We start from the raw sequence: 22,701 nt of genomic DNA, 5'->3' as shown, positions 1-22,701 counted from the left end.
TACAACTCGGCAACCGAACGCCCACAGGACCACCCAACGCGAGCTTCTTTACCCTTGGCATCCCTGGGCGGGCCATCAAGTCCATATTCATAAAGTGATCGATAAGAATGATGCAACGGTCTTCCGCTGCAGTCTTTCGGGCCGGGCATCCGATCGGTGGTTGGAAGTTCCTGCGTGGATGTTTGATCGAGTTTCCAGCGCGCGCTGGCAGATCACGGCTGCACCGTATGTCGAGTTTGCTGCGCTTGGCGCCTTGGCGGTCCTGCTTCGGGACACGAGTACCACATCACAAATGCAGGAGATGGGCGCAATATTGAACTCTCACGAGGCGAATCGGGGAGATATCCATGCCGCGCCCATCCACGAAAGACCAGTTCGACCTGTTCTCAAAGCCGAACGATGCCAAGATGGTGGCGACACCGCAATGGCAGGCGCTGCCGGCGGAGACACGGCGGTCAGTGACGACGCTTATGGTGAGCCTGATCCTCGCTCACATCGACGGCGAGCGCACTCCCGGACAGGAGGAAACGCGTCATGATGCATGAGAAGATTATGACGCACCATCTGGAGCGCAAGGCGATCTTGTATGTACGGCAGTCGTCCGCCCATCAGGTGCTGCACAATCGCGAGAGCGGCACACTGCAATATGCCATGCGCGACCGCCTGACGGCACTCGGCTGGTCTCGCATCGAGACGATCGATGACGATCTCGGCCGTTCTGCCGCCGCCGGCGTCGCACGCGCGGGCTTTGACCGAATGGTCGCCGAAGTCTGCCTCGGCAAGATCGGGGCGGTGGCAGCGCGCGAGGTATCGCGCTTTGCCCGTAACAGCCGCGACTGGCAGCAGCTCATCGAGATGTGCCGCGTCGTCGACACTGTGCTGATCGACCAGGAGACGGTTTACGCGCCACGTCAGGGCAATGACCGATTGCTGCTGGGGCTCAAGGGAAGCCTCAACGAATATGAACTCGATCTACTACGCCAGCGTTCGCTCTCGGCCCGCTACGAGAAGGCCCGCCGGGGTGAACTTGTCGTTGCAGCCCCAGTCGGCTTTGTGAAGGTCGGGGACCGGCTCGAGAAGGATCCCGACCGCCGCGTGCAGGAGGCGATCATCCTGGTGTTCGACAAGGTTGCTGAATTCGGCAGCGCCCGGCAGGCCTTGATGTGGTTCCTCGAACATGGACTGGATCTGCCAGCAAAACGCAATAATGGCGAGGTGATCTGGCGCAGGCCGAGCTACGCAACCATCCATCGGATGATCGGGAATCCGATCTACGGTGGCGCTTATGCCTATGGTAAAACTCGTACTGCACCGGGGTTTGGTCCGTCACCCGCTCACACAGGTGTTCGACGCAAGGCGCGCGAAGAATGGCTGGCACTGATCCCGGATGCCCATGAAGGTTATGTCAGCTGGGAAAGGGCAGAGACAATCCGAAAGATGGTGAGCGACAATGTATCCACAAGCCGACATCATGGAGCGCCCAAGCATGGCGACGCGCTGCTCGCCGGGCTTGTTCGTTGCCGGCGCTGTGGCCGTAAGCTCACGGTGCGTTACACGGGTACCAAGCACAACATCCCGCGCTATTCCTGCTGGCGGGGGCTGCTCGACAATGGCGAACCGCGCTGCATCGCTTTCGGTGGGCTGCGCGTCGATGATGCGATTGAGCAAGCACTCCTGTGTGTCGTCGAGCCTGGCGCGGTAGCTGCCGCTGCCGAGGCCGAAACACAGGCAGTCAGTCGCCGCGATCAGGTCCGGGATTCCCTCAGCCGCGATCTGGAGGCTGCCCGCTACGCCGCCGAGCGGGCTTTCCGGCAATATGACGCGGCCGATCCCGAGAACCGGTTGGTTGCGGCAGAACTGGAGATGCGATGGAACCGTGCCCTCGCGCATGTAGGCGAGATCGAGGGCAAGATCGCCGCACACGACAACGCCACGCCAGGACCATCACCCGTATTGGCAACGGATATCACGGCACTGGCTACAAACCTCTGGACTGTCTGGTCGGCACCGACGACGGATGCCAGGCTCAAGAAGCGCATCGTGCGCAGCGTCATTCAGGAGGTGGTCGCCGACATCGACGATGAAGCCTCCGAGATCGTCCTGTTGATCCATTGGGTTGGCGGCGCCCATACAGAACTGCGCCTGCCGAAGCGGCGCCGTGGACAGCGCAACAGCACCGCCGACGACATTATCGCAGCCATCCGGCAGCTGGTGCTGATCGCCGGCGACGATCTGATCGCCGGCATTCTCAACCGCAACGGCCTGGTGACCGGGCACGGAAATCGCTGGACACGCGAGCGGGTCACGGCACACAGGTCCCATCACAAAATCCCGGTTTTCCGGTCGGCGCCGGACGGGAACGATCCATGGCTAAACCTGAACAAGGCGGCGCGCCTGCTCGGCGTTGCACCGAAGACCCTCAGACTTGCCGCCGAAGCCGGCGAGATAAAGGGGGTCCACCCCTTGCCGGATGGTCCATGGATCTTCAACCGATCGGAACTTGGAAAACCGCAAGCCCAGCAGATCGTTTGCCGGGCCCGGAAGAACCCAAAGTACCCCACGGGATCGCATCCCGATCAGCAAACCCTATTCCCTGCAAAAACATAGAGAGATGGGTGTTATGAAACAGGATTGTAAACCTGGATGAAGCGCTCGAAGCGCTCCTGCTGCTGCAGGAAGTTGAAGGAGGCCGGCTTTGTGGCCTCTTTCTTGAGGGTAAGGTGCATGCGTTCATGCCGCCCATTCTGCTGCGGATGGCTGGGCTTGATGCGCTCGAGGGCGATGCCCAGTCTGAGCCACCAGACCGAGAGCCTGGAGAGCCCGAAGAGGGCGTTACCACTGGCAAAGGGCCCGCCGTTGTCGGTGCGGATGGCGCTTGGCAGGCCGAATTCCTTGAAGGTGCGCTCGAAGACAGTGAAGGCAAGCTCTGCCCGTGTGGAGGAGAGGCCTTCGCAGGCCAGGAGGTAGCGGGAGCGATAGTCGGTGATGGTCAGGGGATAGCAGTATTGCTTGTTGCCCAGCCGGAACTCGCCCTTGTAATCAGCACACCACAGTCCATTTGGCGCGTTGGCCGCCTGCAACAGGGTGCCCTCGGCCTTGTAGCGGCGGCGCTTGCGGCGCTGCACCAGGCCGTGGCGGTCGAGCACCGCATGCACGGTCGAGATCGCCGGCGGCTTGATCATGGGATAGAGCCGGATCAGCTTGTCGCGGACCTTGGGCGCGCCCCAGGAGGCGTGTTCGTGCTTGATGCCGAGGATGCAGCTCTCGACCTGATAAGGCAGCCGGTTGGCTTGCCGGTAAGGGCGTCGGCTGCGGTCAAACAAGGCATCGACACCGCATTCCCTGTAGCGATTGAAAATCTTGTAACCAGTGACACGGGAAATCCCGAACTCCCGGCACAGTGAGGCCATTTTCTCACCTTCCAGAAGGCGGGCCACAAAACGAAGACGTTCGTCCATTGGCTTACACTCTTTCCAGGGCATTTTGGGAGCCTCCCAAAATGCCCAGTTGTGTAAACCATGTGCCCGGAATAAACTGTCAGCTATGTGTCGGTAAGCTCATTAGAATCAATAAGTTAATATACCTAACGCGACTCTCAATCAGCTTGTTTAGCTGTTACGAGCCGGTGCCTTTGTTCCGGCTTCTGTTCCTGCCAAAAAATCGAGGCGTTGGTCCGCGGGCCGTATCGTAGACGGCAATCGACCTCTGATAGCCGCTCAGGCAACGCGGTGCTCTTGCGCGCCGGCCGCATCGCTTTCGACCAATGCGGCATGCAGGGCCTTGACCGCCTCGGTCATCTCGCCGGTGCCGACGATGAACTGCACGTCCACATGCCGGCCGGTGTCCTGTATCGCGATCGGGTCGATCCCGGCCTCGGCCAGGGCGTTCAGGCCGTGACGCGCGACCTGCAATCCGGCCATGTTGCTGCCCACTGCGCTGACCAGGGCGACTTTGCGCACCTGTATAACGGCGGCCGGATAGGCGGTGAGAATCTCCTTCTCCACCGCCTGCATCGCCTTGAGTGGGCCGATGACGTAGTGGGTGATCGTGTTGGCGTTCGAGGTCTTGGAAACGATCCAGACATCGTGGCGTGTCAACGCCTTGAGGATCGCGGCGTCATAGCCCTTGACGCCCACCATGTCCTGCTCGAACACCTGCAGTGCGACCAGCGGCAGCCCGGTGACCATCTCGACCCGCGGTGCGCCGCTGGTGTCGGAATAGATCAATGTGCCAGAATCGCCAGGATCGAAGGCGCTGGCGACCCGCAACGGGATTTCGGCCTGCCGCAGGATCTTGGCCGCCGCGGGATGGATCGCCTCCATGCCAAGGTTAGAGAGCTGGTCGGCCATGTCGTAGTTGGTGTGGCCGATCTTGATGACCCGATCCTCACCCACCAGCCTGGGATCGGCACTGGAGAGGTGGAACTCCTTGTGGATCACGGCCTCGCGGGCGCCGGTGCGCGCGGCCAGATGGGCGAATGTGACTTCAGAGTAACCGCGGTCGAACTCCTTCATCAGGCCCTCGCTGCACTGAGCATAGCCGGTCACGATGGGCATTTCGCGCGCCAGATCGACATCGTTGAAGGCGTCGTCGAGCCGCGTGGCCAGCGTTGGCTGGCTTTCGTCGCGCCAGCCGGTCAGGTCGATCAGGCGTGCGTCGATACCGTGCCGGGCCAGAAGCAGCACCGTGACGAAGGCCGAATGGGCCTCACCCAACCCTGAGAGCAACTCGCGGATCGTCATCATTTGCTGGTCGAGACGGAAATGGCCATAGGAGCAGAGTCGCTGCAGATCCAACAGGCAGGTGCGCGCACCTTCGATCCGCTCGCGAACGAATTTGTCGGCCGAGCCTTGGTCGCCGGGGTGCGCCAGCAACCGGCCATTTACTTCGCTCATTGCGTCGAAGACCCGGTCGAGGGCGTCGCTCCAGCCCATGCTGCTGTCCTCGGACGCGAACTGCCCATAGACACCCGGTGCACCGGTCTTCTTGTTCTCCAGAAGCAGGTCGGTGATGCCGCCGTAGGCCGAGACCACGAAAACGCGCTGATACAAGGACTCGCCTTCGCGGCCGCGAGTGAAGAGTGTCTCGATCAACTCGTCCGAGCGGCTCATTGTCGTGCCGCCGATCTTCTCGATCGTGTGTGCGCCCATATTCGGACTCCTTCTCGCTTCGGCAGGACCGCCCTGCGGGGAGGGGTGGGGATAGGGAATCAGCCGCGCACGGACACCGCCGCCGCGTCCAGAATGCCAAGCCCGGCCTCGAGTTGCTCGGTCGGTATGGTCAATGGGGCCAGAACCTTGACCACCTCGCCATACGCGCCCGAGGTCTCGATGATCAGGCCGCGTTCGAAGCAGGCCGCGCAGATGCTGTCGGCACGTTCGCCCGACCCCACGTCGATGCCGCGCATCATGCCACGGCCCTTGGTGTACGCGCCTGGTAGTTTTGCCGCGATTACATCCAGTCCCTGTTCCAGAATTTCGCCTTTGCGCCGCACCTCGGATGCGAAGCTGTCGTCGGACCAGAACTTCTCGAGCGCGACGCGCCCGGTGACGAAGGCGTGGGTGTTGCCGCGGAAGGTGCCGTTGTGCTCGGCCGGCTTCCAGATGTCTTGCTCGGGCTTGATAAGCAGCGCCGCGAAGGGGAGCCCGAAGCCCGAGAGCGACTTGGCCTGGGTGATCAAGTCGGGCGTGATGCCCATCTTCTCGAACGAGAAGTAGGAACCGGTGCGTCCGCAGCCGGCCTGGATGTCATCAACGATCAGCAGCGCGCCATGCGCGCGCGCTAGCCGTTCGACCCCCTGCAGCCACGCGGCCGAGCAGGCGTTCAGGCCGCCCTCGCCCTGGACCGTCTCGACAATGAAGGCCGCCGGGGCGTCGATTCCCGAGGAGGGATTGCCGAGCAAAGTCTCCAGGATTTCAAGTGTGTCCACGGCTTCGCCCAGCGATCCCTCGAAGGGCAGGTGCGTGACATCGTTCAATGAAACGCCGCCGCTGCTCTCGCGCTTGCCGGCGTTGCCGGTCGCGGCAAGTGCGCCCAGCGTCATGCCATGAAAGCTGTTGGTGAAGGCAACGACGTTCCTGCGACCGGTCACCTTGCGCGCGAGCTTCAGCGCCGCCTCCACGGCATTGGTGCCGGTCGGGCCGGTCATCATGACCTTGTGGTCCATATCCCGCGGTTTGAGGATCAGCCGTTCGAAATCCTCCAGGAACTCGGCCTTCATGCTGGTATACATGTCGAGCCCGTGGGCGATGCCATCCGCCGTTATGTGGTCGATCAGTGCGGCCTTCATGTCGGGGTCGTTGTGGCCGTAGTTGAGCACCGAGCAGCCGGCAAGAAAGTCGATGTATTCGCGACCTTCGGTGTCGCGCAGGGTGGCATTCTGCGCGCTGGTGAAGACAACCGGAAAGCTGCGGCAATAGCTGCGCACGATGGATTCGCGGCGCTCGAAAATGTCGGTCTTGGCAAGGTTCATTCTGGGCCTCCTGAAGGCTGTGGACTCATGTGTCAGATCAAGGGGCGACCTTGGCCTTGCCATCCTCCGTGGCGGTTTTACGGGCTTCGCTGGCTTCGATCTCGCTGATCGTGACCATGTATTCAGTGGCGTGGCGGCCCTCGAAATGTGTGTCGCGCTTGTAGTGAGGTTCGCGCTCAAGCGTGGCGTCCATATGGTCGGCGAAGGAGTTGAACAGCGCCCAGCTCGCCTCGTTGTCGGCGGTGATCGTTGTCTGTAGCCGCTTGATGTCGGCGCAAACATCACGCGCCAGCAGATGTTCCAGCATGCGCCGCGCCACCCCCATGCCGCGGGCCTTGGAATCGACGGCTACCTGCCAGATGAACAGCGTGTCGGGGGCGTTGGGCAGGATGAAGGCTGAAACCCAGCCCACGATCTGGCCCTCAAGTTCAGCGATCACGCAGGTTTCACCGAAATGGTCGCATTGCAGTGTGTTGCAGTACATCGAATTCTCGTCAAGCGGCCCGCTCTCGCGGATCAACTGCCACACATCAGAGCCGTCTTCCGATGTTGCCGCCCGAAGCGTCAGCCCGTCGCTGGCCTGGTCTTTCGTTCCGTTACTCTCAGCCATGATTTTGTCCTTGCCCAAAGCATCTATCCTGCTTCGGGGACAGCCTACTACGTCCGGCACCGCACGTCGTGCGTCATCGCCGGGGTGTGGCATTGGCGCGCAGAGCCGGGCAGGTCGGATGTGACCATCGTGGGGGGTGCTATCGAGGAAATCCGGATGTCAGGCGTTCGGAGAAGATACCGGTGCATTGATAATCATATCCTTCCTATCCCCTACATTGTGAAAGCGAAGTTCAATAATTTCGACGAATGACCAAAGAACTATTAAGGCGAAGACACTCCTGGGAATGTCAATTTCTGGTTGCTACGAAATGCCGCATTCTATACAGTGATATTCTGTATTTTAATGCCGTGTGCCTGCGATGCGTTTATTTTCACAGGCGGCTTTGGCTTTCGGCGCTTCGGATAGACTTGGTCGGCTGCTTGGCATTCAAGGAGACTCCCGATGAGCGACCAAAAGCCGGATACGCCAGGCCAGACACCCCCTGAAGATAAATCCCAAGAATTGGCCTCGCGCTTTCCGACAGCCTATACGATCCTGTTCCTGCTGATCGTCCTGGTGGCGGCGCTGACCTGGATCATCCCCGCAGGCGAGTACGAGCGGGCGATGAACGAGGAGGTCGGTCGTGAAGTTGCCGTGGCCGACACCTACAGCGAAGTGGAGCCGAATCCGCAGGGGCCCTTCGATGTCCTGCTTGCGCCGATCGGCGGATTCTACGATCCCGACAGCTATGTCGCCAACGCCATCGACGTGGCGCTTTTCGTGCTGATGCTGGGGGGATTCCTGGGGGTCGTGAATGCCACGGGTTCCATTGATACCGGAATTCGATTGGCCATGCTGGCCATGAAGGGGCGGGAGGTCTGGATGATACCCATCCTCATGTGCCTCTTCGCAGCTGGCGGGACGACCTATGGCATGGCCGAGGAGACGCTAGCCTTCTACATCATACTTTTGCCGGTCGTGTTGCGCGCCGGTTTCGATGCCGTGACAGGGGTGGCCATCATCCTGGTCGGCGCCGGGATCGGGGTGCTCGGATCCACGATCAATCCCTTCGCGACGATCATAGCGTCCAATGCCGCAGGTATTCCCTTTACCGAGGGGATCATCCTGCGCTTCGTCATCCTGTTGGGCGGTCTGGCAATCTGCATTGCCTATGTCATGCGCTATGCCGCCCGGGTCAAGGCGGATCGAAGCCGCTCCGTGGTTGCCAGGCAGTGGCCCGCACACGAGCAGGTCTTTCTGGGGGCAGAGGCTGACAAGATGACGATCAACAGTCTCAGCGGCACGCAGAAGGTGATCCTGGTGATCTTTGCCGCGACCTTTGCCGTGATGATCTGGGGCGTTTCCTCTCAGGGCTGGTGGATGGCGCGGATGGGGGCGCTGTTCCTTGGCTCCGCCATTCTGGTGGGATTGATCGCCAGGCTCGGCGAGAAGAAGCTGACGGGATCGTTCATAGACGGTGCGCGCGAGCTTCTTGGAGTGGCCCTGATTATCGGGCTGGCGCGCGGCATCGTCGTGATCATGGAACAGGGGCGCATTGCCGACACGATTCTCCATGCCTCGGCCCAGGCCCTGTCCGACCTTTCCAGTGTGGTCTTCATCAACACCATGTTTGCCATCGAACTGGGGATGAGCTTCTTTGTTCCCTCATCGTCCGGCCTGGCCGTCCTGTCGATGCCAATCCTGGCACCGCTGGCCGATTTTTCCGGCGTGGGGCGCGATCTGGTGGTGACGGCCTACCAGTCGGCGAACGGTCTGGTGAATCTGATCAATCCCACATTTGCTGTCGTGGTTGGCGGCCTGGCCATTGGCCGTGTGCCCTATGACCGATGGATCGCCTTCATCTGGCCGCTCCTCTTGATCCTGCTTGTCTTCATCGCCGTCGTGCTCAGTCTCGGCACAGTGATATAAATTTCGGGAGAAAGCGCGACCATGTCCCAGTCCCCCCTAGGCGTTCATTCCGAAACCGGGCGGCTGCGGCAGGTGATCATCTGTCGTCCGGGTTTGGCGCACCGGCGATTGACGCCCTCGAACTGCGAAGCGTTGCTGTTCGATGATGTCTTCTGGGTCAAGCAGGCCCAGAAAGATCATGATGTCTTCGCCGATATCATGCGCCGGGAAGGTATCGAAGTCCTGGATGTGAACAGTCTGCTGGGTGAGACCCTGGACATTCCCGAGGCCCGCAAGATGGTCCTGGACCATCGCATAACATCGAATTTCGTTGGTGTCGGGATGCTGGATGAGTTGCGCGCCTGGCTGGCCGATCTTTCAGGCGCCGCTCTGGCCGAATACCTGATCGGCGGCCTTTCCGTGGCAGACCTGCCGTTTCATCCCACGGGCATGTTCGGAAGCTATCTCGGCCATCATGGCTTCATTCTGCCACCCCTGCCGAACTTCCTCTTCACCCGGGACAACTCTGCCTGGATCTACGGTGGGGTGACACTCAATCCCATGTACTGGCAGGCGCGACGCCACGAAACCCTACTGACGGCGGCAATCTATCGCTTCCACCCGAAATTCGCCGGCAAGGTCGATGTCCTCTGGGGCGACCCCGAAAGGGATCATGCCCTGGCCACTCTGGAGGGTGGGGATGTCATGCCCGTGGGCAATGGCCTGGTCCTGATCGGAATGGGCGAGCGCACATCACCCCAGGGCGTTGGCCTGCTGGCCGAAGCACTGTTCGCCCGTGAGGCGGCCGATCGTGTTCTGGCCTGCCAGATACCGAAATCCCGCGCCGCCATGCACCTGGATACGGTGTTCACCTTTTGCGGCGGCGATGTCGTGACGAGCTTCAAGGAGGTGGCCGACGAAATGACCTGTTTCGACCTGCGGCCGGGCGAAGGCGGTGCGCCGCTGTCCATTCGCCATGACAAGCGCCCCATGTTCGAGGTCGTGGGCGAGGCGATGGGCTACAAGAGCCTGAAGGTGATCCCGACAGGTGGCAATGATCCCTTCGAACGCGAGCGCGAGCAGTGGAATGACGGCAATAATGTCCTGTCCCTGCGTCCCGGCGTTGTCGTCGGCTATGATCGCAACGACGACACCAATGCGGCCCTGCGTGCCGAGGGGATCGAGGTGCTGGAGGTCCCCGGTGCCGAGCTTGGACGCGGACGTGGTGGTGGGCGCTGCATGAGCTGTCCGACCATACGCGATCCTGCATAACCTGGCCTGTATTACCTGGAGGGAGCAAAGCCATGGCCTTCAACCTCAAGAACCGTCACTTTCTGACCCTGCGGGATTTCACACCGCAGGAAATCGCTTTCCTCCTGAAACTGTCGACGGATCTCAAGGCCGCGAAATATGCGGGGACCGAGGTTCCGCAACTCCGCGGCAAGGAGATTGCGCTGATTTTCGAGAAGGACTCTACCCGCACGCGGGTCGGTTTTGAGGTTGCCGCGCATGACCAGGGCGCCCTGGTCACCTATCTGGGGCCCTCCGGCACCCATCTGGGACGCAAGGAAACGGTGAAGGACACGGCCCGCGTTCTTGGCCGCGTCTATGATGCGATCGAGTACAGGGGGTTCGGGCAGAAGGTTGTCGAGGAGTTGGCCCAGTACGCGGGGGTTCCGGTCTATAACGGCCTGACCGACGAATTCCATCCAACCCAGATCCTGGCCGATTTCCTGACCATGCAGGAGCATTCCGAGAAACCTTTGCGCCAGGTGGCCTTTGCATTCCTGGGCGATGTCGCCAACAACATGGGTGACAGCTTGCTGATCGGTGCGGCAAAGATGGGCATGGATATAAGACTGTGCGGCCCGAAAAGCTGCTGGCCGCACAAGGGAATCGAGGAAGAGGCCCGGGCCATTGCAGCGAAGACCGAGGCACGGGTTACGGTGACAGACGACCTGGACAAGGCGGTCGACGGTGTCGATTTCATTTACACCGATGTCTGGGTCTCGATGGGCGAGGCGAAGGAGAAGTGGGCGGAGCGCATCAAGCTTCTCACCCCCTATCAGGTCAATTCCGAAGTCATGAAAAAGAGCGGCAATCCGCGCGTGAAGTTCATGCACTGCCTGCCTGCTTTTCATAATACGGAGACAGGCGTGGGAGCGGAGATCGCCGAGACCTTCGGGATCGAGGCCATGGAGGTGACGGAAGAGGTCTTCGAAAGTCCAGCTTCGATCGTCTTCGAACAGGCCGAGAACAGGCTGCACACGATCAAGGCGGTCCTTGTCGCAACACTTGGGAGTTGAAGACGCTATGCTGGTCGTTGCAGCGCTTGGCGGTAATGCCCTCTTGAAACGGGGGGAGCCGCTTACAGCGGATAATCAGCGCCGGAACGTGCAGGTGGCCGCGCAATCACTGGCGGAACTCGTGCGTGCGGGGCATGCACTGGTCGTCACGCACGGCAATGGTCCGCAGGTTGGGCTGCTCGCTCTGCAGGGGGCGGCCTACAAGCCGGATGAGCTCTATCCGCTGGATGTGCTGGGGGCCGAGACGGAGGGCATGATCGGCTATCTGATCGAACAAGAGCTCGAGAACCGGCTGGGACATGACCGTCCGGTCGCCACCCTCTTGACCCAGGTTCTGGTCGATCCGGCAGACCCGGCCTTCAAGAAACCAACGAAATTCGTGGGGCCCGTCTATAGCGAAGAGGAGGCCAAGCAGCTTGCCGACAAGCGGGATTGGGACATTGCGCGCGACGGCAAGCACTGGCGGCGTGTTGTGCCCTCTCCGAAACCCAAGGACATCCCCGACCTGCGCGTATTGCAGCTGCTGCTGGACCAGGGCGTGGTGATCATCTGCACGGGCGGCGGCGGCATTCCCGTAATCGAAAGGGCTGACGGCGCCATGATCGGCATCGAGGCCGTGATCGACAAGGATGCGGCCAGCGCACTGCTGGCTGAGCGGCTGAAGGCCGATGCCCTTCTGATGCTGACGGACGTGGATGCAGTGTACCGTGATTTCGGAAGCGATAACGCAGAGGCAATCCACCATCTTTCAATCAAGGAGGCGCAAGCTCTGGAGCTGCCGGAGGGTTCCATAGGGCCCAAGGTGGAGGCAGCTATCGCCTTCAGCCGCGCCGGTACTGGCTTCGCAGGCATTGGCCGCTTGAGCGATGCTCTTGCTATACTCGAGCAACGTGCCGGGACTGTGGTTTCTGTGGAAGGCTGAGGCTTGATGAATATGGATGGATGGGCCCATGAGTGATCAACAGAAAAAGCCGCCTGCCAGCCTCATGGTCTGGTTCGTGATGGGTCTGGTTGTCCTGGCCAGCTTGAGTCTTTATTTCCAAACCGACAGCGAACCAGCCCCCATCGACCTGTCTTATTCGAGTTTCAGGTTTCACGTGGAGTCCGGGGATGTTGAGTCGGTCGTCATCGGTCAGGAAGCGATCACAGGGGACTTCCGGAGCCCACAGGAAATACCGTCCGGTGGCATGGCACGTGCTTTCCGGACACGTATCCCCGCCATCGAGGATCCAAATCTCATGGCCCTGCTGGATGAACAGGGGGTCGAGGTTTCCGCAGAGCGAGGCAGTCCCATCCCGAATTGGCTATTGGCGTTGCTGCCGTGGGTGCTGATCCTCGGCTTCTGGTATGTCTTCGTGATCCGGCGCATGTCGGGCGGTTTGCCTGGCGGCATGGGCAAGGATGGTCCCGGCGGATTCCTGAAAGGGCGCACCCGCAAGGTGGAGCCGGCGACTGCCCCCAAGGTGCGCTTTGCCAATGTGGCCGGGCAGGACAACGCGAAGGCCGAAGTCTCGGAGTTGCTGCAGTTTTTGCGCAACCCAGAGCGTTACCAACGGCTTGGGGCCGAGGTGCCGCACGGGGTGCTGCTCGAAGGTCCACCCGGTACGGGGAAGACGCTGTTGGCGCGGGCACTGGCAGGCGAAGCGCAAGTTCCTTTCTTCCACACCTCCGCCTCTGAATTCATCGAGATGTTCGTGGGGGTTGGGGCCTCACGGGTGCGAAACCTGTTTGAAGAGGCCAAGAAGCATGCCCCCAGCATCATCTTCATCGATGAACTGGACAGTGTCGGTCGTGTACGTGGCACAGGGTTGGGCGGTGGCAATGATGAGCGGGAACAGACGCTCAACCAGATTCTCGCCGAAATGGACGGTTTCGAGGGGCACGAAGCCGTGGTGGTGCTGGCGGCGACCAACCGGCCGGATGTGCTGGACCCCGCATTGCTGCGTCCTGGCCGCTTTGACCGTCATATCACCCTTGAGTTGCCCGATCAGAAGGCGCGGGTCGCGATCCTGGAAGTGCATTGCAGCAGGGTGCCCTTGGCCGATGACGTAGATCTGGAGCAGGTGGCAGCCGGAACACCGGGATTTTCCGGAGCCGACCTGAAGAACCTGGTCAACGAAGCCGCCATGGCGGCTGCCCGCGAGAATCGCAAGGAAGTGAATGCGCGTCACTTCGACGAAATGCGCGATCGCATCATGATGGGCGCGCTGCGAACGCTCGCCATACATCCCGAGGAACGCCACCGGCTTGCCGTCCATGAATCCGGCCACACGGCGGTTGCCTATTACCTTCCGCATGCCGACCCCATCCACAAGGTGACGATCATTCCGCGGGGGCGGGCCCTGGGCCTGACCCATCAGTTGCCAGAAGTAGAGCGGCATACCCTTCCGGAGGACTACCTGAAGGAGCGCCTGGCCGTGATGCTGGCCGGACGAGCGTCCGAGAAGGTTTTCCTGGAAAGCCTCAGTTCAGGGGCGGACGAAGATATCCGCATGGCCTCCCGTCTTGCCCGTGCCATGGTGGGACGCTGGGGCATGTCAGAAGAGTTGGGCCCAGTCGACGTTCGTGAAAGCGATGAGCATCCCTTCCTGGGCCGCGAAATGGCACAGCCTCGCAGCTTCTCGGAGGCCACGGCTGCAATCGCGGACAAGGCAGTCCAGAAGATCTTGACGGAAGCCGAGGCATTGGCCGTCGAAATCCTTCAGGGCCACCGTTCGAAGGTGGAGCGTCTGATCACGGAACTCGAGACGCAAGAAACCCTGGATCGCAGTGCCGTTGCAGCCTGCCTGGGACCCAAGGAAGTCACTTCAGGCTTTGCCAAGTCCTCGACGAAAGCTCTTGAAGCGGACCGCTCCAATCCTTGAGCAGGCTTGACATCACAGCGACAGCACAAGTGAGGTGGAACCGCTTACAGACTGATTGGGAGCCTTATCAATACTTATGTTCCCAGATTCGTTTATGTGCCGACCTTCAAGGCGTGACAAATTGCAGCGTGGGAATCGTGCCGAAGGTCCCTTATCTCCCCTGTATTAAGGTAGCAGAGAACCACCGAAATCCATGACACCTTACCCGCCGGAAGCTGCTCAATGACAGCCGACATCACAGGGACGCACGCAGAAGAACGCTGGACTGCAGATTCCCTTGCCGGCCACTCTCTGCCTGCTGCGCTGCAGGCAATAGCGGCTTTGCTATGGCTGCCCCAGGCAGCAGCTATAGCCTATGCCATTGACCATCTGGCTGCTGTCGGATCGGTTGATGCGGTCATCGTCCCCGCGCTCGTTGTCCTGATTCTGGGCATCCTTAAGACCGGTCTCAATGCCGTCGGGAGTCGCCTGGCCTTTCGTCACGCACGCCGCAGCCTGACCGAATTGCGGGCGCGCGCAACGTCGGTGCTGGCCGCGCGCTCACCGATCGATATCAACCGTCCGGATTCCGGTTCAGCGGCCAGTGTCCTGGGCGAACAGGCCGAGGCGCTGGTTCCCTATCTGGCCCGCTATCGCCCGGTTCGTTTTCGGGTTGTCCTTCTCCCCTTGGCAATACTGGTTTGTGTCCTGCCGTTTTCCTGGATTGCCGCCGTGATCCTGGTGGTGGCGGCGCCCTTGATCCCGCTGTTCATGGCCCTGATCGGCTGGCGTGCCCGCGCAGCCAGTCGGGAACAGCTGGACGAGATGGGCAGCATGAATGCCTTCCTGCTGGACCGGCTGCGCGGTCTTGCCACCCTTCGTGCCTTGGGAGCGATCGAGCTAACGGCCGAACGGCTGCATGCCGATGCGGAGAACCTGCGCCGGAAAACCATGTCCGTGCTTCGCATAGCCTTCCTGTCGTCGGCCGTGCTCGAACTATTTGCGGCACTTGGCGTTGCGATGGTTGCCGTCTATGTCGGCTTCCATCTGTTGGGGCACCTGAATTTCGGCGCCTGGGGAACGCAACTGAGCCTGGGGGAAGGTCTCTTCATCCTTTTGCTTGCGCCAGCATTCTTCGAGCCGCTGCGGGATCTTTCCGCCACCTGGCACGACAGGGCCGCGGGCCAGGCGGCAGAGGATGCCCTTGAAGCCCTGGCAACCCAGGGACGCGCGTTTCCTGCTTCCCGCCAGAGTGGGACCTCGGAACAGGTCACTCCGAGCGACAAACCGCCCGGCATCGCCATTGAAGGCCTGGATTTCAGTCATGCCGCCGGTGTTCGGGTCTTCGAAGGCCTGGACCTTCGGGTTTCGCCCGGCGAACACCTGGCCTTGTTCGGGCCGAGCGGGAGCGGAAAATCCACCCTGCTTGCCCTGCTTGCCGGTCTTGTCGCTCCCGATCGAGGCCGTATCGTGATCGGCGGCCTGCCCCTGGAGGACGAAACAGCGGAAGAGCTGCGCCGTCGCATGACCTGGGTGGGGCAGCACCCGCATATCTTTCAAGGCACCATGGCCCGCAATGTCAGCCTCGACCGTCCCGAGGTGGGCGAGGCAGAGATCGACAAGGCCTTGCGCCACGTCGGCCTGGAAGACGTGGCCCGCAGTCATGCCGGAAGTCTTGGGGAAGCCGGCGTCGGTCTGTCGGGTGGCGAGGCCCTGCGCCTGGCGCTGGCACGGGCTGCGGCAGCGCCGGACTTTGGGCTTGTTCTTGCGGATGAACCGACCGCCCATCTGGATGCGGCCACGGCGGCGGATATCGGAGATGAGCTGATGGCGCTTGCTGGCAGCAAGACCATGATCGTTGCAACCCATGATCCGCAACTGGCGAACCGCATGGACCGTGTTGTAGACTTGGTGCCGCTCCTGGCCGCAAGGGAGGCTGCGGAATGAGTTCAGGCGTGCAGGATATCAAGGCTGTATTGCTCCTCTTCCGCAAGGAGCGCCCGCTCGAACTCGTGGGGGGTGTCCTCCTGGCCGCGGCAACGGTTCTCTTCGGTATCGCCCTCCTGGGGCTTTCGGGCTGGTTCATAACCGCGACCGCGATCGCAGGCCTGTCGATTGCCTCGGCGCTGGCCTTCGATGTCTTTGCGCCCTCCGCGGGGATCCGGTTCTTTGCGCTGGGCCGGACCTTTGCGCGCTATGGCGAACGCGTGGTCACGCACGATGCAACCCTGCGCATTCTTGCTGCCCTGCGTGCGCGCCTGTTCCGCGGCTGGGCAGCCCCCGGTTCGGCCCGCCTGCTTCTGAAACATCCGGCCAAGCTACTGTTTCGCCTGACCTCGGATATCGATGCGCTCGACAGCCTTTACCTTCGACTGCTCGTTCCCGCGGGTGCCGCCGTTATCGCGGCGCTGGCCACGGCCCTTGCACTTGGGTTGATGGCGCCATGGCTCGGCATTGCGGTTGGGCTTGTGTTGCTGGCTGCCGGACTGGGGCTTCCTGCACTGGCAGCGGGCCGTTCTCTGCGGCCGGCCCAACGCAGGGCCCAGGCACTTGAAGGCCTGCGCGGGCGTGTCGTGGACCTGCTTTCGGGACAAACCGAGCTGGTCATGACGGGACAGCTGGAGGCGCAAACCGCAAAGGTCCGGCGGGCCGATCAGCATGCGGCACGGGCCGATGACCAGCTGGACCGAAGTGAAACGATGGTTGATTCCGGTCTTGGCGTTGTCTCGGCCGTGCTCCTTGCCGGTACGCTTGTCGGCGTTGCCGGGCTTGTGGAGGCCGGGACCATCTCCGCGCCGGTGGCGGCTCTGGGGATGCTGGTGGTTCTTGCGGCCATGGAGCCCTTTGCGGCATTGCGCCGCGGCGCTGTGGAACTGGGCCGGACCTTGCTTGCCACGCGCCGCTTGGCCCCCAAACTGTCGGAAACCGACCAGGGCGTCGAAGCCTTGCCTCTTCCTCCCGGCGACGGTTCGGCAATTCGTCTACAGGGCGTGACGTTGCGCCATCCAGGCAGTTCGGTGCCTGTACTCGAGCAGGTTTCCCTGGAGGTGAGCCCTGGAGAGCATGTGGCACTTGTGGGCACGAGCGGTTCCGGGAAGTCGACCCTGCTCGGCGCCCTTGCTGGTGAGCTTCGCCCAAGTGAAGGACAGGTCGAAACGCGCGAGACCTGTTTGCTGCCCCAGCGAACCGAGCTGTTTCGGGGCAGCCTGCGCGACAATCTGCGCCTTGCCAGACCGGATGCCAATGACGACTGTCTGAATCAGGTGCTGGCGATGTCCGGGTTGGACGCGCGTGACAGGTTGTTCGGATACGGGCTGGATACAGCCCTGGGCGAAGGTGGTTCCGGTCTTTCGGGCGGGCAGGCGCGGCGCCTGGCGCTGGCACGTCTCCTGCTTCGCGACTCGCCCATCTGGCTGCTCGATGAGCCGACCCAGGGCCTCGATGGCGAGATTGCGCGGGATGTTCTGGGTCGGATTCGAAAATGTGCGGAAGGCCGAAGCCTTGTGATCGCTACGCACATCAAGCGTGAAGCCGAGCTGGCGGATCGTCTCTTTGTCCTGGATGCGGGCCGCATTGTTGCCTCGGCGGAACGAGGTACGGAAGCCTTTGCATCAATACTGGGTGGTTTGCGACCTGACTGAGGCCGCTTGCCGATCTTGCCCCTTCCGACTGAATTTCCTGTCGGGGCAAAACTGAAGGAGGCCTGAGAGGGCCAGGGGTAGAAAATGGAACTTGATATCGTTTCGCTGTCGCGTCTGCAGTTCGCGATAACAGCCTTGTATCACTTCCTGTTCGTTCCGCTGACACTTGGTCTGTCCATGCTGCTGGCCATCATGGAAACGGTCTATGTCATGACCGGCCGTCAGATCTGGCGGCAGATGACCAAGTTCTGGGGCGTGCTGTTCGGCATCAACTTCGTTCTGGGGGTGGCCACGGGAATCGTCATGGAGTTCCAGTTCGGGATGAACTGGAGCTATTACAGCCATTATGTCGGCGACATATTCGGGGCACCTCTGGCGATCGAAGGTCTGATGGCCTTCTTCCTGGAAGCCACCTTTGTCGGCCTTTTCTTCTTCGGCTGGGACAAGCTGTCCAAGGTCGGCCACCTGGCCACGACCTGGGCCGTCGCCTTGGGTTCGAACTTCTCGGCGCTGTGGATTTTGATCGCCAACGGCTGGATGCAGAACCCGATCGGCTCGACTTTCAACCCGGAAACCATGCGCATGGAAGTCACGAACTTCTTTGATGTGCTCTTCAATCCCGTGGCGCAAGCGAAGTTCGTGCATACCGTTTCCGCAGGCTATGTGACGGCATCGGTCTTCGTTCTGGGTGTTTCGGCCTGGTACCTTCTAAAGGGGCGCCATACCGATCTGGCCAAGCGCTCGATGACAGTGGCTGCCTCCTTCGGCCTTGCCGCCTCGCTGTCGGTGGTCGTGCTCGGCGATGAAAGCGGCTATCTCTCGACCGAACATCAGAAGATGAAGCTCGCGGCCATGGAAGGTATGTGGGAAACCGAGCCGGCTCCGGCGGCCTTCACCGTGATCGGCTTCCCCGACCAGGAAGCGCGCGAGACACACTTCGCCGTCAAGATCCCCTGGGTCATGGGCCTGATCGGGACACGCTCGTTGACTTCCGAGATACCGGGCATTGAGAACCTGGTCGAGGGAGCTGAGGAGCGTATCCGCAGCGGCATTCGCGGTTATGAGGCGTTGCTGGATATCCGCGCCGCCGGCAGCAGCGAGAACGTGCCCGAGGATGTGCGCCAGGCTTTTGAGGAGAACGGCGCCAACATGGGATATGCCCTGCTGCTGCAGCGTTATCTGGATGATCCGCGGGAAGCCTCGGAGGAACAGATCGAGGCGGCGGCCTGGGATACCGTTCCGCACGTGCCGACGCTTTTCTGGTCGTTCCGGATCATGGTGGGACTGGGCTTCTTCTTCATCCTGCTGACGGGCACCTTCTTCGTGCTCTCGGCGCGGCGGGCCCTGGACAAGTACCCTTTCCTGCTGCGCGTGGCCGTTTTCGCCATTCCCCTGCCCTGGATTGCAGCCGAGCTGGGGTGGATCGTGGCCGAGTTCGGCCGCCAGCCCTGGATTATCGAGGGCATCCTTCCGACGGCCGCGGCGGTGTCCAGCCTTGGGGCTTCGACCGTGCTGATGACGATCATCGGTTTCGTGCTGATCTACACGGTTTTGATCGTGATCGAGATGGGATTGATGCTCCGGGCCATTCGCAAGGGACCGGATCCCGACGATGCGCCTGAAGCTGAACTGATTTCCTCCCGTATTGTACCGGCGGAGTAAGAGCCATGATCCTGCATGAATTGATCGACTACGAAACCTTGCGCGTGATCTGGTGGCTGCTGCTGGGCGTGTTGCTGATCGGCTTCGCGGTTACCGACGGTTTCGACCTGGGTGTCGGTGCACTTCTTCCCTTTGTGGCGCGCAGCGATGTCGAGCGGCGGGTTGCCATCAACACCATCGGTCCCGTGTGGGAAGGCAACCAGGTCTGGCTGATCCTGGGCGGCGGCGCGATCTTCGCCGCCTGGCCACAGCTTTATGCAGTTTCCTTCTCGGGCTTCTATCTTGCGATGTTCGCCATCCTGGCCGCCCTGATACTACGTCCGGTGGGTTTCAAGTATCGCTCGAAACTGGAAGACCCGACCTGGCGCAGCAGCTGGGACTGGGCCCTGTTCATAGGCGGTTTCGTGCCCGCGCTGATCTTCGGGGTTGCTGTCGGGAACGTTCTGCAGGGTGTGCCCTTCCGACTGGATGCGGATCTGCGCATTTTCTACGAGGGCAGTTTCCTCGCGCTGCTCAATCCCTTTGCGCTGCTCTGCGGGCTGCTGTCGGTGGCCATGCTGGTGATGCACGGGGCCGCCTGGCTCGTCCTCAAGACCAGTGGCAGGGTGGCGGAGCGTTCCCTGCGGTTCGGCAGCATCTCGGCCATCTTGACGATACTGCTGTTTGCGTTGGGGGGAATCGCACTTTGGTTGGGCGTCGACGGTTATCGCTTCGTGTCCGCGCCCGAGATGACGGGCCCGTCCAATCCACTGAGGTCCGAGGTGGTGCGTGATGGAGGCGCCTGGTTTGCGAACTATGGCGAACATCCCTGGACGATGCTTGCTCCACTGTTCGGTTTCCTGGGCGCTTTCGGCGCCCTGCTGGCAATGCGTGGCGGGCGTGAAGTCCTAACCCTGCTGCTCAGTAAGCTGTCGATTTTCGGCATCATCTCGACGGTCGGACTGTCGATGTTTCCCTTCATTCTGCCGTCCTCGATTCAGCCGGACGCCAGTCTGACGGTATGGGACTCCTCCTCTAGCCACCTGACCCTGTTCATCATGCTGGTTTCGACCGCCATCTTCCTGCCGCTGATCGCGCTCTACACAAGCTGGGTCTACAAGGTCCTGTGGGGCAAGATCGATGAGGAGGAGATACGAGACGAAAGCAGTCATTCCTACTGACGCCGCAGGAAGGAGCATAGAATGTGGTATTTTGCCTGGTTGCTGGGACTTCCGTTGGCTGCGGCCTTTGCCATCCTCAACGCGATGTGGTTCGAGTTGATGGAGGATGCCGCCAAGAAGAAAGCCGAGGAAGAAACGCAATAGATTTGAGTCCTTTGCAAGGGCCTGCCCTGTCCAAGGCAGGGCAGGCGGCCTTCTGACAGGACGGTCCATGGCCCTTGAACACGTGACAATTCGCGCAGAGCAATTCTCCTTTTTACTGGCTAGTGTAAGTTACACTGAATCAGTGTAAATTATGGCCTTGGAAAGGGTGGGACTGCCGTGAACCGTAGAACTTTCCTGCTGGGCAGTTCATCAGCGCTCGCAGCATTGTCGCTGAGGGTGCCGGGAACAGTGGCGCAGACATCGGATGCAGCGGTCAAGATCGTGATTGCGGGAGCCGGGGCGGCCGGCCTGTCCCTTGCCAGCAGGCTGCGCCGCAGCATGGGCAAGGCGCGGATCACGATCGTTGATGCCAAGCGCGAACACCATTTCCAGCCGGGCTTCACCTTGATCATGGCTGGCCTCTGGCAGCCCGGGGATGTGACTGAAAGTAATGCCGAGTACATGCCGCGGGATGTGGAGTGGGTCGAAGAGGCGGTCGCCGAATTCGATCCCGAGTCCAACAGCATCACCACCAGTGGCGGTCAGCGGCTGGACTATGATTATCTCTTCGTAACGACCGGACTGAAGCTGGATTATGCTGCGATCGAAGGGATGGAGACCTCGCTGATCGGCAAGGAGGGCATCGCCAGTGTCTATGCCGGTCCGGAGGCTGCGGCAGCTTCATCGGCAGCAATGGATCGTTTCCTTGAAAGTGGCGGGACGGGCCTCTTCGGACGTTCGGCCACGGAAATCAAGTGTGCCGGCGCGCCGCTGAAGATGACCTTCATCACCGAGGACAAGGCGCGGCGCCAGGGGCGTCGGGGCAACGTGGAACTGGTCTATAACGCCCACAACGATAGCCTTTTCGCCATCCCGCCCGTCAATGACAAGGTGGAGGAGCTTTTCGCCGCGCGTGATGTGCAGGTGAATTATGGACATGTCCTGAAAGCCTTGGAACCCGGCCGACGGCAGGCCGTCTACGAAACCGTGGAGGGCGAGGTTGTCCTGGATTATGACTTCATCCATGTGGTCCCGCCGATGCGCGCGCCCGACCCTGTGCGCAACAGCCCTCTGCCATGGCAAGAAGGGCCGCTTGCGGCCGACGGCTGGATCGAGGCAGATCGGGAAACCCTGCGCCATCCTCGCTATCCCAATGTCTTCGCCCTGGGGGATGTGGCCGGCGTGCCGCGCGGCAAGACGGCGGCCAGCGTGAAGTGGCAGGTCCCGGTAGTGGCCGACAACTTCGTGGCGGAAACACGGGGCGAGGAGCCGGTGGCGGCCTACAACGGCTATACCTCCTGCCCGATGGTGACGGCCTATGGCACGGCCATGCTGATCGAGTTCGATTACGAAGGCAACCTGATCCAGTCCTTCCCTTTCATCGAGCCTCTGGAAGAGCGCTGGGTCTCCTGGCTGATCGAGGAAAAGGGGCTGAAGGGCGCCTATCTGGCCATGCTGCGCGGGCGCGCCTGAGGGTAAGGATGGAACAATGAGCGAATTCGATCCCGTCAGCCTTTTCTTCATCCTTTACGAGAGTTTCGGGTCCTGGTTCTGGCCGGCCGTCATCCTGGCACTGCTGTTTCTGGCCGGGATCATCGTCGGCTTTGTTTTGCTGCGCCGTAAGGGCCAGCCCTTCGGCCGACCGATCCTGATTGCCCTGGCGCTTGGAGCCGTGACAACCTTCGTTGCAACCCTGCTGGCCCCGGCCTGGACCCACGCCGATCTGGGCGCGCTGGGCTCCATCGTCGATATTCTCGCCGCCGTCGCCCTGGCGCTTGTTCCAGGTGCCGTCGCTGCGATCCTAGCCTTCCTGCTCGTGGCCGTGCTCTCGGCAAGAAGACGCCGCCTGTAGACACACGCGGTTGAAGCCGGGCAGCCAGCAGACCATTCAGATCGACTTCACGAAAGATGTGCACTGCGACCAGTTCGCCGGAAGGAGAACACATGCCGGTGTTCACAATAGTGTGCCAAGG

At 61.3% G+C, this 22,701-nt stretch carries 18 protein-coding genes; 14 read left to right on the top strand and 4 right to left on the bottom strand.

The features are described 5' to 3' along the window. Positions 1 to 347 precede the first annotated feature (347 nt). Both G502_RS0110395 and G502_RS0110390 read left to right on the top strand, forming a co-directional pair. Entirely contained in the window at positions 348 to 545 is a 198-nt protein-coding gene (locus G502_RS0110395; protein ID WP_022726753.1) for a hypothetical protein, read from the top strand. Then, positions 535 to 2,607 (top strand): recombinase family protein, encoded by a 2,073-nt coding sequence (locus G502_RS0110390; protein ID WP_022726754.1) that lies wholly within the window; start codon positions 535 to 537, stop codon positions 2,605 to 2,607. The genes G502_RS0110395 and G502_RS0110390 overlap by 11 nt, the downstream gene beginning before the upstream one ends. Before the next feature lie 11 nt (positions 2,608 to 2,618). Here G502_RS0110390 and G502_RS19685 read toward each other — a convergent pair whose 3' ends face one another. The 4 genes from G502_RS19685 to ectA all read right to left on the bottom strand — a co-directional run bounded on the left by G502_RS19685 (position 2,619) and on the right by ectA (position 7,082). After that, entirely contained in the window at positions 2,619 to 3,458 is an 840-nt protein-coding gene (locus G502_RS19685) for a DDE-type integrase/transposase/recombinase (RefSeq protein WP_022728609.1), read from the bottom strand. 258 nt (positions 3,459 to 3,716) lie between these two features. Further along, the gene (locus tag G502_RS0110380) at positions 3,717 to 5,150 is read right to left on the bottom strand and encodes an aspartate kinase (protein WP_022728608.1); all 1,434 of its coding nucleotides are present in this window, start codon (positions 5,148 to 5,150) and stop codon (positions 3,717 to 3,719) included. A gap of 59 nt (positions 5,151 to 5,209) precedes the next feature. Next, positions 5,210 to 6,472, bottom strand: a complete 1,263-nt coding sequence (ectB, locus tag G502_RS0110375; protein WP_022728607.1) for a diaminobutyrate--2-oxoglutarate transaminase — start codon at positions 6,470 to 6,472, stop codon at positions 5,210 to 5,212. A gap of 37 nt (positions 6,473 to 6,509) precedes the next feature. Beyond that, entirely contained in the window at positions 6,510 to 7,082 is a 573-nt protein-coding gene (gene ectA / locus G502_RS19680; protein ID WP_051152159.1) for a diaminobutyrate acetyltransferase, read from the bottom strand. 444 nt (positions 7,083 to 7,526) lie between these two features. On the opposite strand from ectA, the gene G502_RS0110365 reads away from it, so the two are divergent. The 12 genes from G502_RS0110365 (at position 7,527) to G502_RS0110310 (ending at position 22,580) form a co-directional block, all read left to right on the top strand. Further along, positions 7,527 to 8,993, top strand: coding sequence for a YfcC family protein (locus G502_RS0110365; RefSeq protein WP_022728605.1), 1,467 nt, complete (start codon positions 7,527 to 7,529; stop codon positions 8,991 to 8,993). A 21-nt stretch (positions 8,994 to 9,014) separates the two neighbouring features. Next, positions 9,015 to 10,244: an arginine deiminase gene (locus G502_RS0110360; RefSeq protein ID WP_022728604.1), complete on the top strand. Its 1,230-nt coding sequence runs from the start codon at positions 9,015 to 9,017 to the stop codon at positions 10,242 to 10,244. A gap of 32 nt (positions 10,245 to 10,276) precedes the next feature. Next, entirely contained in the window at positions 10,277 to 11,278 is a 1,002-nt protein-coding gene (gene argF / locus G502_RS0110355) for an ornithine carbamoyltransferase (RefSeq protein ID WP_022728603.1), read from the top strand. Positions 11,279 to 11,285: 7 nt separating this feature from the next. After that, positions 11,286 to 12,200 (top strand): carbamate kinase, encoded by a 915-nt coding sequence (gene arcC / locus G502_RS0110350; RefSeq protein WP_022728602.1) that lies wholly within the window; start codon positions 11,286 to 11,288, stop codon positions 12,198 to 12,200. 28 nt (positions 12,201 to 12,228) lie between these two features. Continuing rightward, positions 12,229 to 14,142, top strand: coding sequence for an ATP-dependent zinc metalloprotease FtsH (gene ftsH, locus G502_RS0110345; protein ID WP_026989326.1), 1,914 nt, complete (start codon positions 12,229 to 12,231; stop codon positions 14,140 to 14,142). Positions 14,143 to 14,364: 222 nt separating this feature from the next. Further along, complete coding sequence (cydD, locus tag G502_RS19675; protein ID WP_022728600.1) at positions 14,365 to 16,068, top strand: thiol reductant ABC exporter subunit CydD; 1,704 nt, start codon at positions 14,365 to 14,367, stop codon at positions 16,066 to 16,068. Then, entirely contained in the window at positions 16,065 to 17,762 is a 1,698-nt protein-coding gene (cydC, locus tag G502_RS0110335; protein ID WP_022728599.1) for a thiol reductant ABC exporter subunit CydC, read from the top strand. The genes cydD and cydC overlap by 4 nt, the downstream gene beginning before the upstream one ends. An 84-nt stretch (positions 17,763 to 17,846) precedes the next feature. Continuing rightward, positions 17,847 to 19,424, top strand: coding sequence for a cytochrome ubiquinol oxidase subunit I (locus G502_RS0110330; RefSeq protein WP_022728598.1), 1,578 nt, complete (start codon positions 17,847 to 17,849; stop codon positions 19,422 to 19,424). Between the two features lie 5 nt (positions 19,425 to 19,429). Beyond that, positions 19,430 to 20,584, top strand: a complete 1,155-nt coding sequence (cydB, locus tag G502_RS0110325) for a cytochrome d ubiquinol oxidase subunit II (RefSeq protein ID WP_022728597.1) — start codon at positions 19,430 to 19,432, stop codon at positions 20,582 to 20,584. 21 nt (positions 20,585 to 20,605) lie between these two features. Next, on the top strand, positions 20,606 to 20,728 hold the full coding sequence (gene cydX, locus G502_RS22035; RefSeq protein WP_022728596.1) for a cytochrome bd-I oxidase subunit CydX: 123 nt from the start codon (positions 20,606 to 20,608) through the stop codon (positions 20,726 to 20,728). Between the two features lie 177 nt (positions 20,729 to 20,905). Next, positions 20,906 to 22,201: an NAD(P)/FAD-dependent oxidoreductase gene (locus tag G502_RS0110315; protein WP_026989325.1), complete on the top strand. Its 1,296-nt coding sequence runs from the start codon at positions 20,906 to 20,908 to the stop codon at positions 22,199 to 22,201. 16 nt (positions 22,202 to 22,217) lie between these two features. Beyond that, on the top strand, positions 22,218 to 22,580 hold the full coding sequence (locus tag G502_RS0110310) for a DUF5368 family protein (RefSeq protein WP_022728594.1): 363 nt from the start codon (positions 22,218 to 22,220) through the stop codon (positions 22,578 to 22,580). Positions 22,581 to 22,701 lie beyond the last annotated feature (121 nt).

The sequence above is a fragment of the Fodinicurvata sediminis DSM 21159 genome (assembly GCF_000420625.1).
Lineage (GTDB): Bacteria > Pseudomonadota > Alphaproteobacteria > Kiloniellales > DSM-21159 > Fodinicurvata > Fodinicurvata sediminis.
Note: the sequence above shows the minus strand (reverse complement) of the source record. Positions and strands in the feature narration are given on the sequence as shown.

Excerpts from the sequence above, each read along its gene's own strand:
- G502_RS0110380 (WP_022728608.1), bottom strand. The coding sequence starts at position 5,150 with ATGGGCGCACACACGATCGAGAAGATCGGCGGCACGACAATGAGCCGC.
- G502_RS0110390 (WP_022726754.1), top strand. The coding sequence starts at position 535 with ATGATGCATGAGAAGATTATGACGCACCATCTGGAGCGCAAGGCGATC.
- G502_RS0110365 (WP_022728605.1), top strand. The coding sequence starts at position 7,527 with ATGAGCGACCAAAAGCCGGATACGCCAGGCCAGACACCCCCTGAAGAT.
- ectB (WP_022728607.1), bottom strand. The coding sequence starts at position 6,472 with ATGAACCTTGCCAAGACCGACATTTTCGAGCGCCGCGAATCCATCGTG.
- ftsH (WP_026989326.1), top strand. The coding sequence starts at position 12,229 with ATGAGTGATCAACAGAAAAAGCCGCCTGCCAGCCTCATGGTCTGGTTC.
- cydB (WP_022728597.1), top strand. The coding sequence starts at position 19,430 with ATGATCCTGCATGAATTGATCGACTACGAAACCTTGCGCGTGATCTGG.
- G502_RS0110330 (WP_022728598.1), top strand. The coding sequence starts at position 17,847 with ATGGAACTTGATATCGTTTCGCTGTCGCGTCTGCAGTTCGCGATAACA.
- G502_RS0110395 (WP_022726753.1), top strand. The coding sequence starts at position 348 with ATGCCGCGCCCATCCACGAAAGACCAGTTCGACCTGTTCTCAAAGCCG.
- ectA (WP_051152159.1), bottom strand. The coding sequence starts at position 7,082 with ATGGCTGAGAGTAACGGAACGAAAGACCAGGCCAGCGACGGGCTGACG.
- argF (WP_022728603.1), top strand. The coding sequence starts at position 10,277 with ATGGCCTTCAACCTCAAGAACCGTCACTTTCTGACCCTGCGGGATTTC.
- G502_RS0110310 (WP_022728594.1), top strand. The coding sequence starts at position 22,218 with ATGAGCGAATTCGATCCCGTCAGCCTTTTCTTCATCCTTTACGAGAGT.
- cydX (WP_022728596.1), top strand. The coding sequence starts at position 20,606 with ATGTGGTATTTTGCCTGGTTGCTGGGACTTCCGTTGGCTGCGGCCTTT.
- G502_RS0110360 (WP_022728604.1), top strand. The coding sequence starts at position 9,015 with ATGTCCCAGTCCCCCCTAGGCGTTCATTCCGAAACCGGGCGGCTGCGG.
- cydD (WP_022728600.1), top strand. The coding sequence starts at position 14,365 with ATGACAGCCGACATCACAGGGACGCACGCAGAAGAACGCTGGACTGCA.
- arcC (WP_022728602.1), top strand. The coding sequence starts at position 11,286 with ATGCTGGTCGTTGCAGCGCTTGGCGGTAATGCCCTCTTGAAACGGGGG.
- cydC (WP_022728599.1), top strand. The coding sequence starts at position 16,065 with ATGAGTTCAGGCGTGCAGGATATCAAGGCTGTATTGCTCCTCTTCCGC.
- G502_RS19685 (WP_022728609.1), bottom strand. The coding sequence starts at position 3,458 with ATGGACGAACGTCTTCGTTTTGTGGCCCGCCTTCTGGAAGGTGAGAAA.